The organism is Ralstonia sp. PBBBR1 (genome assembly GCF_002256165.1).
In the GTDB taxonomy this organism is placed as follows: domain Bacteria; phylum Pseudomonadota; class Gammaproteobacteria; order Burkholderiales; family Burkholderiaceae; genus Ralstonia; species Ralstonia thomasii.
Genome location: NZ_NKIL01000002.1, coordinates 592,902 through 607,587 on the forward strand (window position 1 = coordinate 592,902; position 14,686 = coordinate 607,587).

General features: G+C 64.9%; 13 protein-coding genes. 6 read left to right on the top strand and 7 right to left on the bottom strand.

The window, feature by feature from the left end; translation table 11 throughout:
* Window positions 1-7 precede the first annotated feature (7 nt).
* Together cysE and CFE42_RS02810 are read right to left on the bottom strand one after the other, a co-directional pair.
* A complete protein-coding gene (gene cysE, locus CFE42_RS02805) occupies window positions 8-754 on the bottom strand; it encodes a serine O-acetyltransferase (protein ID WP_004626187.1) in 747 nt (248 codons plus the stop codon).
* Window positions 755-901: 147 nt separating this feature from the next.
* Window positions 902-1,750: an RNA methyltransferase gene (locus CFE42_RS02810; protein ID WP_004626185.1), complete on the bottom strand. Its 849-nt coding sequence runs from the start codon at window positions 1,748-1,750 to the stop codon at window positions 902-904.
* Between the two features lie 170 nt (window positions 1,751-1,920).
* Here CFE42_RS02810 and CFE42_RS02815 point away from each other — a divergent pair, with 170 nt between their 5' ends.
* The gene (locus CFE42_RS02815) at window positions 1,921-2,733 is read left to right on the top strand and encodes an inositol monophosphatase family protein (RefSeq protein WP_004626183.1); all 813 of its coding nucleotides are present in this window, start codon (window positions 1,921-1,923) and stop codon (window positions 2,731-2,733) included.
* Between the two features lie 82 nt (window positions 2,734-2,815).
* On the opposite strand, the gene CFE42_RS02820 is transcribed toward CFE42_RS02815, so the two are convergent.
* Both CFE42_RS02820 and CFE42_RS02825 read right to left on the bottom strand, forming a co-directional pair.
* Window positions 2,816-3,274, bottom strand: a complete 459-nt coding sequence (locus tag CFE42_RS02820; RefSeq protein WP_004626181.1) for a DUF2846 domain-containing protein — start codon at window positions 3,272-3,274, stop codon at window positions 2,816-2,818.
* Window positions 3,271-3,666, bottom strand: a complete 396-nt coding sequence (locus CFE42_RS02825; protein ID WP_004626177.1) for a hypothetical protein — start codon at window positions 3,664-3,666, stop codon at window positions 3,271-3,273. Before CFE42_RS02825 ends, CFE42_RS02820 begins: the two co-directional genes overlap by 4 nt.
* 318 nt (window positions 3,667-3,984) lie before the next feature.
* On the opposite strand from CFE42_RS02825, the gene CFE42_RS02830 reads away from it, so the two are divergent.
* Window positions 3,985-4,689: a glutamine amidotransferase gene (locus CFE42_RS02830; protein WP_004626176.1), complete on the top strand. Its 705-nt coding sequence runs from the start codon at window positions 3,985-3,987 to the stop codon at window positions 4,687-4,689.
* Window positions 4,686-5,390 carry an MOSC domain-containing protein gene (locus CFE42_RS02835; protein ID WP_004626174.1) on the top strand — a complete coding sequence of 235 codons (705 nt, stop codon included), beginning with the start codon at window positions 4,686-4,688 and terminating at the stop codon, window positions 5,388-5,390. Before CFE42_RS02830 ends, CFE42_RS02835 begins: the two co-directional genes overlap by 4 nt.
* Before the next feature lie 12 nt (window positions 5,391-5,402).
* Here CFE42_RS02835 and CFE42_RS02840 read toward each other — a convergent pair whose 3' ends face one another.
* Window positions 5,403-7,208, bottom strand: coding sequence for a methyl-accepting chemotaxis protein (locus tag CFE42_RS02840; protein WP_004626172.1), 1,806 nt, complete (start codon window positions 7,206-7,208; stop codon window positions 5,403-5,405).
* A gap of 75 nt (window positions 7,209-7,283) precedes the next feature.
* Window positions 7,284-9,149 carry a methyl-accepting chemotaxis protein gene (locus CFE42_RS02845; protein WP_004626170.1) on the bottom strand — a complete coding sequence of 622 codons (1,866 nt, stop codon included), beginning with the start codon at window positions 9,147-9,149 and terminating at the stop codon, window positions 7,284-7,286.
* A gap of 237 nt (window positions 9,150-9,386) precedes the next feature.
* Between CFE42_RS02845 and CFE42_RS02850 the strand changes: the two genes are divergently transcribed.
* The 3 genes from CFE42_RS02850 to CFE42_RS02860 all read left to right on the top strand — a co-directional run bounded on the left by CFE42_RS02850 (window position 9,387) and on the right by CFE42_RS02860 (window position 14,110).
* Window positions 9,387-10,283 (top strand): LysR family transcriptional regulator, encoded by an 897-nt coding sequence (locus tag CFE42_RS02850; protein ID WP_004626167.1) that lies wholly within the window; start codon window positions 9,387-9,389, stop codon window positions 10,281-10,283.
* A gap of 96 nt (window positions 10,284-10,379) precedes the next feature.
* Entirely contained in the window at window positions 10,380-13,028 is a 2,649-nt protein-coding gene (gene mutS / locus CFE42_RS02855; RefSeq protein WP_004626165.1) for a DNA mismatch repair protein MutS, read from the top strand.
* A gap of 5 nt (window positions 13,029-13,033) precedes the next feature.
* A complete protein-coding gene (locus CFE42_RS02860) occupies window positions 13,034-14,110 on the top strand; it encodes a metallophosphoesterase (protein ID WP_037043396.1) in 1,077 nt (358 codons plus the stop codon).
* 50 nt (window positions 14,111-14,160) lie between these two features.
* Here CFE42_RS02860 and CFE42_RS02865 read toward each other — a convergent pair whose 3' ends face one another.
* Window positions 14,161-14,685, bottom strand: coding sequence for a peptidylprolyl isomerase (locus CFE42_RS02865; RefSeq protein ID WP_004626161.1), 525 nt, complete (start codon window positions 14,683-14,685; stop codon window positions 14,161-14,163).
* Window position 14,686: the final 1 nt, after the last annotated feature.

The window sequence follows — 14,686 nt, forward strand, 5'->3', positions numbered from 1 at the left end:
CCGCCGCTTACTTGAGCATCCGCTTCAGTTGGCTTGCGTCGAAGGGATCGTTCGGCGAGTTTTCCAAGTGCGCGCCCAGGCGATCCAACGCGGACAGAATCGACTCGATGCGCTCCTGCTGAAGCTCGCTGTGGTCGATCAGCCGCTTGAGCGCCAACGACACCGGATCGTCCGCATCCGGCGTAATGCCATAAGCGGAAAACTCCTGCTTGAGCGCAGACCGGGCCTCGGTAGCGACATCGCGTTCGATGATGCGCGCCGGAATGCCAACCGCCGTAGCACCCGGCGGTACCGGCTTGAGCACGACCGCGTTGGAGCCAACGCGCGCTCCATCCCCGATGACAAAGCCGCCAAGCACCTTGGCGCCCGCGCTCACCACCACGCCCTTGCCGAGCGTCGGATGCCGCTTGGCGCCCTTGTAGAGCGATGTGCCGCCCAGCGTGACGCCCTGGTAGATCGTGCAGTCGTCACCGATTTCAGCGGTCTCGCCAATCACGACGCCCATGCCGTGGTCGATGAACACGCGCCGGCCAACAGTCGCGCCGGGGTGGATCTCGATGCCGGTGAGAAAGCGCCCGAGGTGCGAGAACCACCGCCCTAGCCACCGGAAGCCGCCGTGCCAACACGCATGCGCGACCCGATGGACGATGATGGCGTGCAGACCTGGGTAGCAGGTCAGCACTTCCCAGCGGCTGCGCGCGGCCGGGTCTCGCTCCATGATGGCGCCGATATCTTCGCGAATGCGTGTGAACATCTTGAGGTGTGTGGATCGTTATATCTATATACGCGATGCGCTGAGGGCAGTGTAAGGCATTGCCTTACCGCGCTGCGGCAAGGGTTTTAGCCCGACATGCGGGGGATGCCGCCCTGTTTGATCAACAACGGGCGGCTTTCCGGGCGGTCAGCGACAGTCGTCGGCTGCGCCGGTGGGTGGCGTAGTGTCTGTGGCGCGGCGGCCCAGCATGTGCTTGGCAATCCCGCGCAGGATGTTGACCTCTTCGGTCTCCAGCTGCGTGCGGGCGAACAGACGCCGCAGGCGCGGCATCAGCTTTTTCGGCTGGGCCGGGTCGAGAAAACCGATCTCGACCAAGCCCTGCTCCAGATGTTCGAACATTCCGTCGATCTGCTCGGCGGTGGCCGGCTCGCCGACAAAGCCGACGCCATCCATGCGCGTGTCGCTCGTGCCGGTGCCGGCCAGCAGCGCCATGCGCACTTCGTACGCAATCAACTGCACTGCCTGCGAGAGGTTCAGCGAGGCATACGCCGGATTGGCGGGAATGTGCGTGACGACGTGGCAGCGCTCCACCACCTCGTTGGGCAAACCGAATCGCTCGTTGCCGAAGACCAAAGCAACGGTGGTGTCCGGCGCGGCCAGCAGGGCGGCCACTTCTTCTGCTGCGGCACGCGGCCCAATACGGCGCGGTCCGAACTCGCGCGGGCGGGCGGTGAGCGCGATGGTGAGCGAGGCACCGGCCAACGCCTCGCCAATGTCGTCGACGACGCGGGCGGCGGCCAGCACGTCATCGGCGCCACTTGCCATGGCAACGGCATCGGCGTGGCGCTTTGCGTTGGCCTCGCGCGGGCGGACGAGCACGAAGCTACCGGGCTCGCCAAACCCCATGGTCTTGAGCGCACGTGCCGTGGAGCCGACATTGCCCGGGTGGCTGGTCTCAACCAGCACGAAACGGCACCGCGCCGCGCGCTGGCGCAGCGTTTCCGGGTCGGCGGGGGTGGTGTTTGGGGTGCTCATTGGCGCAATTCGCGGGGCGCCGGAGGCGGGGTTCATATACAATACGGCCACTCTTTTGACGGCGGGCAGGATCGCGAGATTGGCCCGCCGCTCGTTCTTCTACAATTCGTTGTGTTGTTTCGCCTGCGGCCGCTTCCGAAAAATCGGCGCGCCAGGCGCGGAGATCCCACATGCATCCGATGCTCAATATCGCCGTCCGGGCTGCTCGCAAGGCCGGCACCGTCATCAACCGCGCGTCCTTCGACGTCGATAGCCTGCGCACCGAGCGCAAACAACACAACGATTTCGTCACCGAAGTCGACCGCGCAGCTGAAGCGGCGATCATCGAAGTCATCAAGACTGCCTACCCCGATCACGCGATTCTAGCGGAAGAGTCCGGCCAGTCCTGGGCCGACGGCGAAACCGCCAGCGAAAACGTCTGGGTGATCGACCCGCTCGACGGCACGACCAACTTCATCCACGGCTTTCCGCAATATGGCGTGTCGATCGCGCTGATGCAGCGTGGCGTCGTCACGCAGGCCGTGGTGTACGACCCGACGCGCGACGAACTTTTCACCGCCTCCAAGGGCGCCGGCGCATTTCTTAACAACCGCCGCATCCGCGTCACGCGCCGCGACAAACTGGCCGACTGCCTGATCGGCACCGGCTTCCCCTACCGCGACCTGGAAGGCCTGTACGACTACACCCGCCTGTTTGCGACCATGACGGAAAACTGCGCCGGCCTGCGTCGCCCCGGCGCCGCCGCGCTGGACCTCGCCTACGTCGCGTGCGGCCGCCTTGACGGATTCTTCGAGCAAGGGCTCAGCAAGTGGGACATGGCCGCCGGCTCGCTGCTCGTGACGGAATCGGGCGGTCTGGTGGGCAACTACACCGGCGAATCGGGCTACCTCGACCAGGGTGAAGTCCTGGCCGGCAACCCGAAGGCCTTTGTGCAGATGATCAAGATCACCTCGCCGTTCTCGCGGTCGAAGGCTGAGGCTTGATTGCGCGCTGCTCGCCGGTAGCCAGCCAGTAGCCGCCAACAAAAAGCCCGCTTTATGCGGGCTTTTTTTCACTTCTCGGAGCTTACTTCTTCGCAACCGGCGGCTCGTTGGGCGCGAAGCTCAACGACGGCAGTTCGGCCTGCGCCTTTTCCAGTGTTTCAAGCTCCGGCACCACGCGGCCGACAATCAGACCCAACGACGGCGACGTGCGCACGTACTTTGTCTCGCCGGCGTCCAGCGCGAAAGTCAGCGTCTTCTCGGTCTCGGTGGCCGTTGACACGACATACTTGCCGGCCGGACGGTCAACGAAGAAGAAGCCGCCCGGTTTGGATTGACCAACCACTTCGCTGTTCAGCTTGATGTCCGGCTGCAGCGCCGCGCCAATCAGCGACGACGAGCGGAAGAAGTACACGCGCCCTTGATCCTGCTTGAGCGTCGGAATCGACGAAGCCATTTCGGAATACTTCACGCCCGACGCGCAACCCGCCATCAGAACCGTGACACCGATGGCCGAAGCCAATGCGCGCAAAACCCCCTTCATTGTGATTCTCCTGTTGTGACGGATACAGCGGTAGAAAGCGGGGAGTACGCCTGCTCGCCTGGCAGGTAAAACCCGACCAGGCGTTGACCGGCGATCACCAGATAGGCCTCGTGGACCTGGCGGCCTTCAATCGTGAAGATCGTGCCGACCGGGCGATAGACAGCGCCTTGCGACAGCGTACCCACGCGCTGCCAGTTGGAGCCGGCCGCAAGCGTGCGCGTATAGCCAGTTTCCAGGCGTATCTCCGTTGAAGATTTCAACTGAATGCGCGACGGGCCTGTCGCGTTGTCGCTGGCCAGCGTGGCTGGTGCGGTGGACACCATCGGCGCGCACGCGCCCAGGCAAGCCACGGCAATGCACGCCACAGCCCAATGCAGCATTGGCTTCTGCACAACTCCCTCCAGAATCTTTTTTATCGGTACCGAGGCGGCACTCTGTGGAGAACGATCTCAATGAGATGACGCGAGACTGACACCCCTCGAATCGGGTTTTTCGTGGGGAGTGCAATGCACGTTACTAACAACCGATATAAGCGACGCTTAGCCGGCGTGTTCGGTAGCAGGTTCGCTACCGGCGGCGCGGACCACCCCATCGGCGAGCGTGTCGAGCAACCTGCCAATGCCCCGAAACAATCCCCCGCAAGCCGAACGGGTTTTGCGCGCCTCGCCCCTCATTCACAATGAGTCTCGCCCTCAACGCCATCGACTGCCATGAAAAACGCCCTCGCCCTGCGCCATGTTCCGTTCGAGCACCTCGGCATACTGCAGCCGCTGCTGGAAGCGAGGGGCTACACGGTGCGCACCGTGGACGTAGGCGTGGAGCCGGTGCCGGCCGACGACGTGGTGGATGCGGATCTGCTGATCGTGCTGGGCGGACCAATCGGCGCGTATGACGATGCAACGTATCCGTTCGTGCGCGATGAAGCGGCCGCCATTGCGCAGCGGCTGGCCGCACGCAAGCCGCTGCTTGGCATCTGCCTGGGCGCCCAGCTGATCGCTCGCGCGCTCGGTGCGGCGGTCAAGCCGATGGGCGTGAAGGAAATCGGCTTTGCACCCATCACGCTCACGGCCGCAGGCGCAGGCTCACCGCTCGCGCCGCTGGCCGACGGCACGCCGGTGCTGCACTGGCATGGCGACCAGTACGACTTACCGCCCGGCGCGCAATGGCTGGCATTCACTGAAATCTGCGCCGAGCAGGCTTTCGCCATTGGCAACCACGCACTGGGGTTGCAATTCCATCTGGAGGCCGACCTGGACGAGCTTGAAGCCTGGCTGATCGGGCATGCGGCGGAACTCGGCGCAGCGGGCATCGACCCACGTGCGTTGCGCGCGCAGGTGCCGGCGGTTGCGGAACGCCTGTCGCAATGCGCGCGCGAGGTCTTCTCCGTCTGGCTGGATCGCGCGGAGGCCGCATGACGCTGCCGGGTCCCGTCCGCATCGATACCGTCCTCACCGGGCGCGCTGTCGACTACACCCGCCCAGGCTCGCGCAGCGCCATCGACAAGCGCCCCGTGCACGATGCGGTGGAGGTGGGCATCAACGGCATCGTCGGTGATGAGCAAGGCGATTTGCGTGTGCATGGCGGCCCCGACAAAGCAATCCATCACTACCCGTTCGACCACTACGCGGGCTGGCAGGCGGATATCGGCGCGCATCCCATGCTCGCACAGCCCGGCGCGTTTGGCGAGAACCTGAGCACGACGGGCATCACCGAAGCCGACATCTGCGTAGGTGACCGCCTGCGTGCGGGCAGCGTGGTGCTGGAAGTGTCGCAACTCCGTCAGCCGTGCTGGAAGCTCAACGACCGATTCAACACGCGCGACATGGCGCGCCGCGTGCAGCACACGGGCCGCACGGGCTGGTATTACCGGGTATTGGAAGGTGGCACGGTGCGCGCGGGCGATACGCTCGAATGGTTCGAGCGCCCATGGCCGCATTGGCCGCTGGCGCGTGTACTCGATGTGCTTTACCGCAACATGCTCGATCGTGCGGCGCTGGCCGAGATGCTGACGCTGCCGCTCACGCCGTCATGGCGCAAGCTGGTGGAAGGCCGCCTCGCACGTGGCGAGGTGGAAAGCTGGGCCAGACGCATCGATGGCCCAGCGCTCGAAGCCTGAGTTCTCAACCGTTTAGAACGTTTCCCAATCCGCGTCGGAACTGCCACCGGCTACGGCCAGAGGTTGCTGTTGCTTCCGGGCGGCAGCGGCAGGTGCGACCGGCACCGAAGCCACCGGCTGAACTGCGATCTTCGGTTCGCGCTTGCGCAGCGCCGCCCGTGCCGGCTTGGCCGCGCTGACCGGCTGTGCAGCGGCCTTGGCCACCGGCTTGGAAACCTTCTCGGGCTTGCGCACAGCCATCGCGGCGTTCTCTGCCCCATCCAGCCGGAACTGCGACACGACCTGCGTGAGGTTCTGCGCCTGCTCTTCCAGCGATTGCGCGGCGGCGGCCGCCTGTTCGACCAGCGCGGCGTTCTGCTGCGTCACCTGCTCCATTTCCGTCACGGCCTGGCCGATCTGCAGGATGCCCTGCGTCTGCTCGACCGATGCGGAGGCAATGTCTTCAACGATGTTGGCGACGCGGCGCACGGCCTCCACGGTCTCGGTGATAGTCTCGCCGGCCTGCGCCACCTGCGTGTGGCCCGCTTGCACGCGCGACACCGAATCGTCGATCAACGTCTTGATTTCCTTGGCCGCAGCAGCACTGCGTTGAGCCAGCGCGCGCACTTCGCCTGCCACCACGGCAAAGCCGCGGCCCTGCTCGCCGGCGCGGGCAGCTTCCACGGCAGCGTTGAGCGCCAGGATGTTGGTCTGGAACGCAATGCCGTCAATCACGCCGATGATGTCGGCCATCTTGCGCGAGCCCGCGCTGATGTCGTCCATGGTGGCCACCACGCCACGCACTACATCGCCGCCACGCGAAGCCAGGTCTGCCGCATTCGACGCCAGCGCGCTGGCCTGGCGGGCGTTCTCGGAGTTGTTGGTGACGGTGGAGGTCATCTGCTCCATGCTGGCAGCCGTCTTCTCGAGCGAGGCGGATTGCTGCTCGGTACGCGAAGACAGATCGAGGTTGCCGCTGGCGATTTCGTGCGCGCCGGTGTTGACCGAATCCGAGCTGTTACGCACCTGGCGAACGGTGTTCACCAGGCTTTCGCGCATGCGACCCACGGCAGCCAGCAGGCGGCCCAGTTCATTGCGGCCACCCGTTTTGACATGCACGGCCAAATCGCCTTCAGCCACGCGACTCAGCACGGTCACAGCTTCGTTGAGCGGCGTGATCACGAAGGCCTTGAGCCCGTAGAACACCGCCACGATCAACGCGAGCGCCATGGCAATACCGAGCGCCACGAACTTGAGGATCGTTTCGTAGCGCGCGCGGCCGCTGTCGGCCTCGTCCTTGGCCAGCTTCTTGACGAGCTGCTGGAAATTCTCGATTTGCACCGACCACGCTGCACCGGTATCAGTCACGTCCTTGTAGTTGATCGGGGCATAGGCTGAGGCATCACCTGCGCGCAAGGCCGCCATGCCACGCTGCACGGCTTCGATGTGCGTCTGTGCGGCCTGCACGATCGCCTGGCGCAGCGACTCGTCCACACCTTCGATGGGCGGCGCATTCTTGAAGGCTTCGACCTGTTCGATGGACTTCTTCAGGCCCTTCTCCGAGCTGGCAAGCGCTGTCGTCTTGGCAGCGTCATCCATGTTCTCGCGAAGGACGCTGTACAGGCGCGACATGCCGGTGCGCGCGCGCTGCATGTCCTTGTACGCGTCGTTCAACAGCATGCTGCGGTCGGAAATCTGATGCACGCGCTCGGTGGCCGCGTTGGTGGTGCGCAAGGCCAGCACACCCACCGCCGCGCCGACCACGATCATCAGTGCAAAGGTGATCAGAATCGCCAGCAGGCCAGCGCGCACGCTGGTGTTCTTCAAAATGCGGTCCATCTTGTCTCCGGGGTCCCGGCAGGCAAACCCATGCTTGCGGTGTGCGGGGTCAACGAGGTGAAGGTCAATCGTGGGTCAGAACGTTTCCCAGTCAGCGTTGTCTCCAGCGGCAACCAGAGGCTTCGCCTTGGCCAGGCTCGCGGGTATCGCTGCCGGTGCAGCCAGGCTCTTTTCGGTTCGCTCGACCGGCTTGGCAGCAGCCTTTCGCAACACAGGCGGCTTGCGCGACGTCAGCTTGGGCTTGGCAGCTTCGGTGCTCGGCCTGGCGGCCCCGCGCCGCGGCGCTTCGTCCGTGGGTGATGCCGGTGCCATCGGCGTTGCGAGTGCCACGGGCTTGACCGGCGCAACAGCCGGCTCAACCCGCGCCACCATGGCCGGCGCACGCAGCGCATGCGCATCGAGGCGGAACTGCGCCACCACCTGCGTCAGGCTCACGGCCTGCTCTTCCAGCGATTGCGCAGCAGCAGCGGCCTGCTCCACCAGCGCAGCGTTCTGCTGCGTGGCGTCGTCAAGCTGCGTGACGGCGTGGCTCACTTCTTCAATACCCGAGCGCTGTTCCTGGCTGGCCGACGAAATCTCGCCAACGATGTCGGTCACGCGCTTCACGCTCGCGACGATCTCCCGCATGGTCGTGCCGGCTTCTTCCACCAGCGCGCTGCCTGCATCCACGTTGACGACGGAATCATCGATCAGCGCCTTGATCTCTTTGGCGGCAGCCGCGCTGCGTTGCGCAAGGCTGCGCACCTCACCGGCCACCACAGCGAAACCACGGCCCTGTTCCCCCGCACGCGCGGCTTCGACTGCCGCATTGAGTGCAAGGATGTTCGTCTGGAACGCAATGCCATCAATCACGCCGATGATGTCGACGATCTTGCGTGACGACGCGTTGATTGAGCCCATGGTTTCCACCACGCGCGTCACCACGTCGCCGCCGCGCACGGCCACATCCGAGGCGGACGCGGCCAACTGGTTGGCCTGCTGGGCGTTGTCGGCGTTCTGCTGCACGGTCGACATCAGCTGCTCCATGGCCGAAGCCGTTTCTTCCAGCGAGCTGGCCTGCTGCTCGGTGCGCGACGACAGATCCAGGTTGCCGCTGGCGATTTCGCGCGTGGCGGTGCCGATGGTCTCCGACGCGCCCTTGATGCGGCCGATGGTGTCCACCAGCGCGCCGCGCATGCGGCTCATGGCGTAGAGCAGGCTGTTGTTGTCGTCGGCGCGGGTGGCAATCTCCAGCGTCAGGTCACCGCCGGCAATGCGGTTGGCCACATCAGCCGCGTAGGCGGGGTCGCCGCCCAGCGTGCGCTGCAGGCTGCGGTTCGCGACGCCGCCCAGCAGCAACAGCAAACCGCCGACCAATACCAGCAGCCCGCCGGTCTGGTACAGCGAAGTCATGAACGCGGCATTGATGTCGTCCATGTAGACGCCGGTCGAGAAGACCCAGTCCCACGGCTCATAGCGCATCGCGAAAGCCGTCTTGGGCACCGGCTCCGAGCCGCCGACTTTCGGCCACACATAGCTGGTGAATCCGCCCTTCGGATCTTTGGCCGCGTTGGACAAGCCCACGTAGACGGCATTGCCCTGTGCGTCCTTGAAGCCGGATTGGTCCTTGCCGATGAACTCGGGCTTGATCGGGTGCATCACCACCACGTTGTTGGAGCTGGTGATGGTGAAGTAGCCGTCCTTGTCGTAGCGCAGCGCCTTGAAGCGGTCGAGCGCCTCTTTCTGCGCGGCGTCTTTGCTCAACGTGCCGTTCTTGGTCAGGTCGTCATATTGCTTGACCAGGTTCACGGCCATGGTCGTCACGCTGACGAGGTTGTTCTTGCGCTCCTCGACGCGGATTTCGCGCGCCTGATACGCGTTGAATACCGAGATCAAGGTCAGCGCGACAAGGCTGATGATCAGCGGCAGCCAAAGCTTTTGGCGAAAGCTGAGCTTACTCATTCCAGAGTCTCCGGATGCGGAACCGCGAGGCGCCATTTGCGCAAACGCGTTCCCACTATGGTTTTAGGGGTCCGAATGGTCTATCGGCAGGCTGGCCGCCAACCTTGAGGGGGCGTCCCGCGCCAAGCGCCGCCGCACTGCATTTGCGCCCGTCCAGGGCAAGGCGCCCCGCACGCGACCTTTGCAAATTACGCCACATTAGGCAGAATTCTTTTGATTTGGAATTGACAATCGTCGATGAAAACCACGCTCGAAGAACTGCTCGCCTTCCGCACCGTCGTCGATACGGGCTCCGTCACGGCGGCGGCTGAGCAGCTCGGCCAGACGGTGTCGGGCGTGAGCCGCGCGTTGCGCCGCCTGGAAGAGAAGCTGGACACCACCCTGCTCTCGCGCACCACGCGGCGGCTGTCGCTCACCGACGAGGGCGCGACGTTTCTGGCGCAGGCGCGCAGCATCCTCGCCGCCGTCGACGAGGCCGAGGAGCAGATCGCCCTGCGCCGCCAGCAGCCTGCCGGCCGCCTGCGTGTCAACGCTGCCATGCCGTTCATGCTGCATGTGGTGGCGCCGCTGGTGCCGGACTTCCGCGCACGGTATCCGCAGATCGAGCTGGAGCTGAACACCAACGACCTGATCATCGATTTGCTGGAAGAAGACACCGACGTGGCGATCCGCATCGGCACGCTGCGCGATTCCACCCTGCGTGCGCGCCTGCTTGGCACGCGGCGGCTGCGCGTGCTGGCGAGCCCTGCCTATCTGAAAGCGCACGGGCGGCCCCGCCACGTGGATGAGCTGCAGAAGCACGCCCTGCTCGGTTTCGTGCAGCCGGAATCGCTAAACCAATGGCCCCTGCGCGGCCCGTACGGCGATCGCCTGCGCATCGAGCCCACGCTCAAGGCCTCCAGCGGAGAAACCCTGCGCCAGCTCGCGCTGCAAGGCGCGGGCATCGTCTGCCTGGCTGATTTCATGACCGCTGAAGACCGCCGCGCGGGCGATCTCGTGCAGGTGCTGCAGGACGCCACGGTGGAGGTGCTGCAGCCGATTCACGCGGTGTACTACCGCAACACGCAGTTGGCTTCGCGGATTGCGTGCTTTCTCGATTTTCTCGAAGCCCGGCTCGCCGACGATAAGCAGTGAAGCAGCATCGCTGGTATGCAACAATTGCGCGATTCAACACCTTCCGCGCGCGGCCTGATCGGATCACATCCGGCCGCGCGCTGCGCTTTAGTACTCATGGCTGAACACTCCGCTCCGGTTCTGGAGATCGACCCGAAATACGGCCCTTTCGACAAGCACACCCCGATGATGCAGCAGTATTTACGGCTGAAATCGGGGCATCCGAACACGCTTGTCTTCTATCGCATGGGCGACTTCTACGAGCTCTTCTTTGAAGATGCCGAAAAAGCCTCGCGCCTGCTCGATATCACGCTCACCGCACGCGGCAGCTCCAACGGGCATCCGATCCGCATGGCGGGCATCCCGTTCCACGCTGCCGAGCAATACCTCGCCAAGCTGGTCAAGCTGGGCGAATCCGTGGCCATCTGCGAACAGATCGGGGACCCGGCCACAACCAAGGGGCCGGTCGAGCGCAAGGTCGTACGCGTCGTCACACCCGGCACGCTGACGGACGCCGCCCTGCTTTCCGACAAGATCAACAACCACCTGCTAGCCATCGCGCATCTGCCGGCCAAGCGCGGCGCCGCACCGCTGATCGGTCTGGCCTGGCTCAACCTCGTCGGCGGCGAATTGCGCGTGATGGAGTGCAGCCCCGACCAGCTCGACCGCGAACTCGAACGCATCCGCCCCGCCGAAGTGCTGGCCGACGATGCAACGCTCAACACCATCCAGGTGGATGTTGCCCGCACGCGCCTGCCCGATTGGCACTTCGACGTGGAAGCCGGCACCCGCCGCCTGCGCGAGCAACTCGGCGTCGCGAGCCTCGTCGCCTTTGGTGCGGAAACGTTGACGGCCGCACTGGCGGCTGCCGGCGCGCTGCTCAATTACGCAGCCGCCACGCAAGGCCAATCGCTGCGTCACGTGATCGGCCTGACCGTCGAGCACGAAAGCGAATTCATCGGCCTGGACACCGCCACGCGCCGCAACCTGGAACTGACCGAGACGCTGCGTGGGCAGGAATCGCCGACGCTGTTCTCGCTGCTCGACACGTGCGCCACGAGCATGGGCAGCCGCCTGCTGCGCCATTGGCTGCATCATCCACTGCGGGATCGTGCCATCCCCCAAGCGCGGCAGCAGGCGATCGAGGTGCTGCTCGGCGGCGATTGGCAAACATTGCGCTCGACGCTGCGCACGCTGTCGGATGTGGAGCGCATTACCGGGCGACTGGCGCTGCTGTCGGCGCGCCCGCGCGATCTGTCTTCGCTGCGCGACACGCTCGCGCGCCTGCCCGAGATTCGCGAAGAACTGCCGCAGAGCGACGCGGCTCCGCTGCTCATCGAGCTGCACGCCGCGCTCACCCTGCCCGAAGACGCCCACGCCCTGCTGCAGCGCGCCGTGATGGCCGAGCCGGCAGCGATGGTGCGAGACGGCGGCGTCATCGCCCGCGGCTACGATGCCGACCTCGACGAGCTGCGCGACATCTCGGAAAACTGCGGCCAGTTCCTCGTCGATCTGGAAGCCCGCGAGCGCGAGCGCACCGGTATCGCCAATCTGCGCGTCGAATACAACCGCGTGCACGGCTTCTACATCGAAGTCACCAACGGCCAGGCCGCCAAGGTGCCGGACGATTACCGCCGCCGCCAGACGCTGAAGAACGCCGAGCGTTACATCACGCCCGAGTTGAAAGCGTTCGAAGACAAGGCGTTGTCGGCGCAGGACCGTGCCCTGTCGCGCGAAAAGCTCCTCTACGAAGAGCTGCTCCAGAAACTGTTGCCGCACCTGGCCGAATTCAAACGTATCGCCGCCGCGCTGGCACAGGCCGATGTGCTCGCGACGCTGGCCGAGCGTGCGCATGCGCTGTCGTGGTCGCGCCCCACGCTGACGGACGCACCCGGTATTGAGCTGACGCGCGCACGCCATCCGGTGGTTGAACAACAAGTCGAACAGTTCGTCGCCAACGACTGCATGCTGCAGGAGGCGCGCAAGCTGCTGCTGATCACGGGCCCAAACATGGGCGGTAAATCGACCTTCATGCGGCAAACCGCGCTGGTCGTGCTGCTCGCTTACGTGGGCGCATTTGTGCCGGCGGAGGCCGCAGTCATCGGCCCAATCGACCGTATCTTCACGCGTATCGGCGCGGCCGACGATCTGGCGGGTGGCCGATCCACCTTCATGGTTGAGATGACGGAAGCGGCTGCCATCCTGCACCGCGCCACACCCAACAGCCTGGTGCTGATGGACGAGATCGGCCGCGGAACGAGCACGTTCGACGGCCTGGCGCTTGCCTGGGCGATTGCGCGTCACTTGCTGTCGCACAATCGCAGCCACACGCTGTTCGCCACGCACTATTTCGAGCTGACACAACTGCCGCAGGAGTTCGCACAGGCCGCCAACGTGCATCTCTCCGCCGTCGAACATGGTGACGGCATCGTCTTCCTGCATGCCGTGCAGGAAGGTCCGGCCAGCCAGAGCTACGGCTTGCAGGTCGCACAACTGGCGGGCGTGCCGCAGCCGGTCATTCGCGCCGCGCGCAAACGGCTGGCCTGGCTGGAGCAGCATTCCGCCGACACAGGCGCCACGCCCCAGCTCGACCTGTTTGCACTCGCCGCCGATATGCCCATCGTCGACGAAGGCGATGCCGACGCCGAAACACCCGACAGCGCGCTTGCGGATGCGCTTGCCGGGATCGATCCCGACGACATGACGCCGCGGGAAGCGCTCGATGCGTTGTACCGCCTCAAGGCATTGGCGAGCCCGGCCGCCTGATTCCGATGACCCGGCTCGGCGCAGTTTCCCGCACGTTTCAATGCATCGCCATGGCGTTGGCGATGCTGATGCCGGTGGCTGTACCAGCTGCACCCAAGGTCGCGAATTCTGCACCTGACGCGCCGGGCGCCTTCACCTTTACGGTGATCGGCAACGTGCCCGACCGCGCCGAGGATGTCGCCCCCGTGCGCGCACTGCTGGACGCCATCGACGCCGAACACCCCGCCTTCGTCGTCCATCTGGGCAACCTCAAGGGCCGCGATGAAGCGTGTTCCGACACGCTGCTCGAAGCGCGCCATGAGCTGCTCGACAGCCTGATCGCGCCCGTCATCTACATCCCGGGCGACCACGACTGGAGCGACTGCCAGCGCCCCGCCGCAGGCAGTTTCGACCCGGTGGAGCGCCTGCTGCGCCTGCGCGAGCTGTTCTACCCCGACGACAACACGCTCGGCCAGCGCACCATGACGGTCATGCGCCAGTCCGACCAGGCGAAATTCCGCAGCTACCGCGAAAACACGCGCTGGACGATGAACGACGTGCTGTTCGTCACCCTCAACGTGCCCGGCGACAACAACAACTACAAGACCGCGGGCGGGCGCAACGGCGAATACGAAGACCGCCTTGAAGCCAATCGCCAATGGCTCGCACGCGCCTTTGCCGTCGCGCGCCAACGCAAGATGGCGGGCGTGGTCGTCATGATGCAGGCCGATCCACTCTTTGAAGACGGTTGGGAACGGCGCCGCGCACCCAATCTGTTCGACGGCTGGCTGCGCCGCCGCTCGCATGACGGCTACCTTGCACTCAAGCGTCAGTTGCGAGCGCTCACGCGCGACTACGACGGTGCCGTCCTGCTCATCCACGGCGCCAGCCAGACGTTCATGCTCGACCGCCCGCTCAAGGACGAAGACGGCCGCCCGGACGCGCATGTCATGCGCGCACGCACCTATGGTTCGCCGGTGCTCGATCGCTGGCTGGAAGTGTCCGTCACGCCAGGCCGCACGCCGCTGTTCCATACCCGCAGCCGCCGCCTTGACAACACCCCCATCCCAGCGCCGGAAATCACGCCAGCGCCGGCGCAATAAAGAAAACGGGAGCCGAAGCTCCCGTTCTCGTACCTTGATGGACTTGCCGATCAGTGCAGCGTGTGCGGCTTATCGTCCTCGTCCTCGTCCACCACTTCAAGGCCATTTTCACCGTGCACGTGGCCGTGCTCGATCTCTTCAGCCGTGGCTTCCCGCACTTCGGTCACCTTCAGGTCGAAGCGCAGCGCCATGCCGGCGAGCGGGTGATTGCCGTCCAGCACAACCTTGTCTTCCGCCACGTCGGTGACTGTATAGACGATGGCATCTTCCTCGTCGCCATCTTCGGGCACGCCCTCGAACTGCATACCAACTTCGAGCGGTTCCGGAAAGCGATCACGCGGCTCGATCTTGATCAGCTCCTGATCGTAGTCACCGAAAGCGTCGTCCGGTTCGAGCTGCAGCTTGGTCTCGAAGCCTTGTTCCTGGCCGTCCAGCGCTTCCTCGATCTTGGGGAACGTGCCATCATAGCCGCCGTGCAAATACACCATCGGCTCATCGGATTCCTCGATGACGTTGCCCTGCGCGTCGGACAGTTTGTAAGCCACCGACACTACCGTATTCTTCGCGATTTTCAAT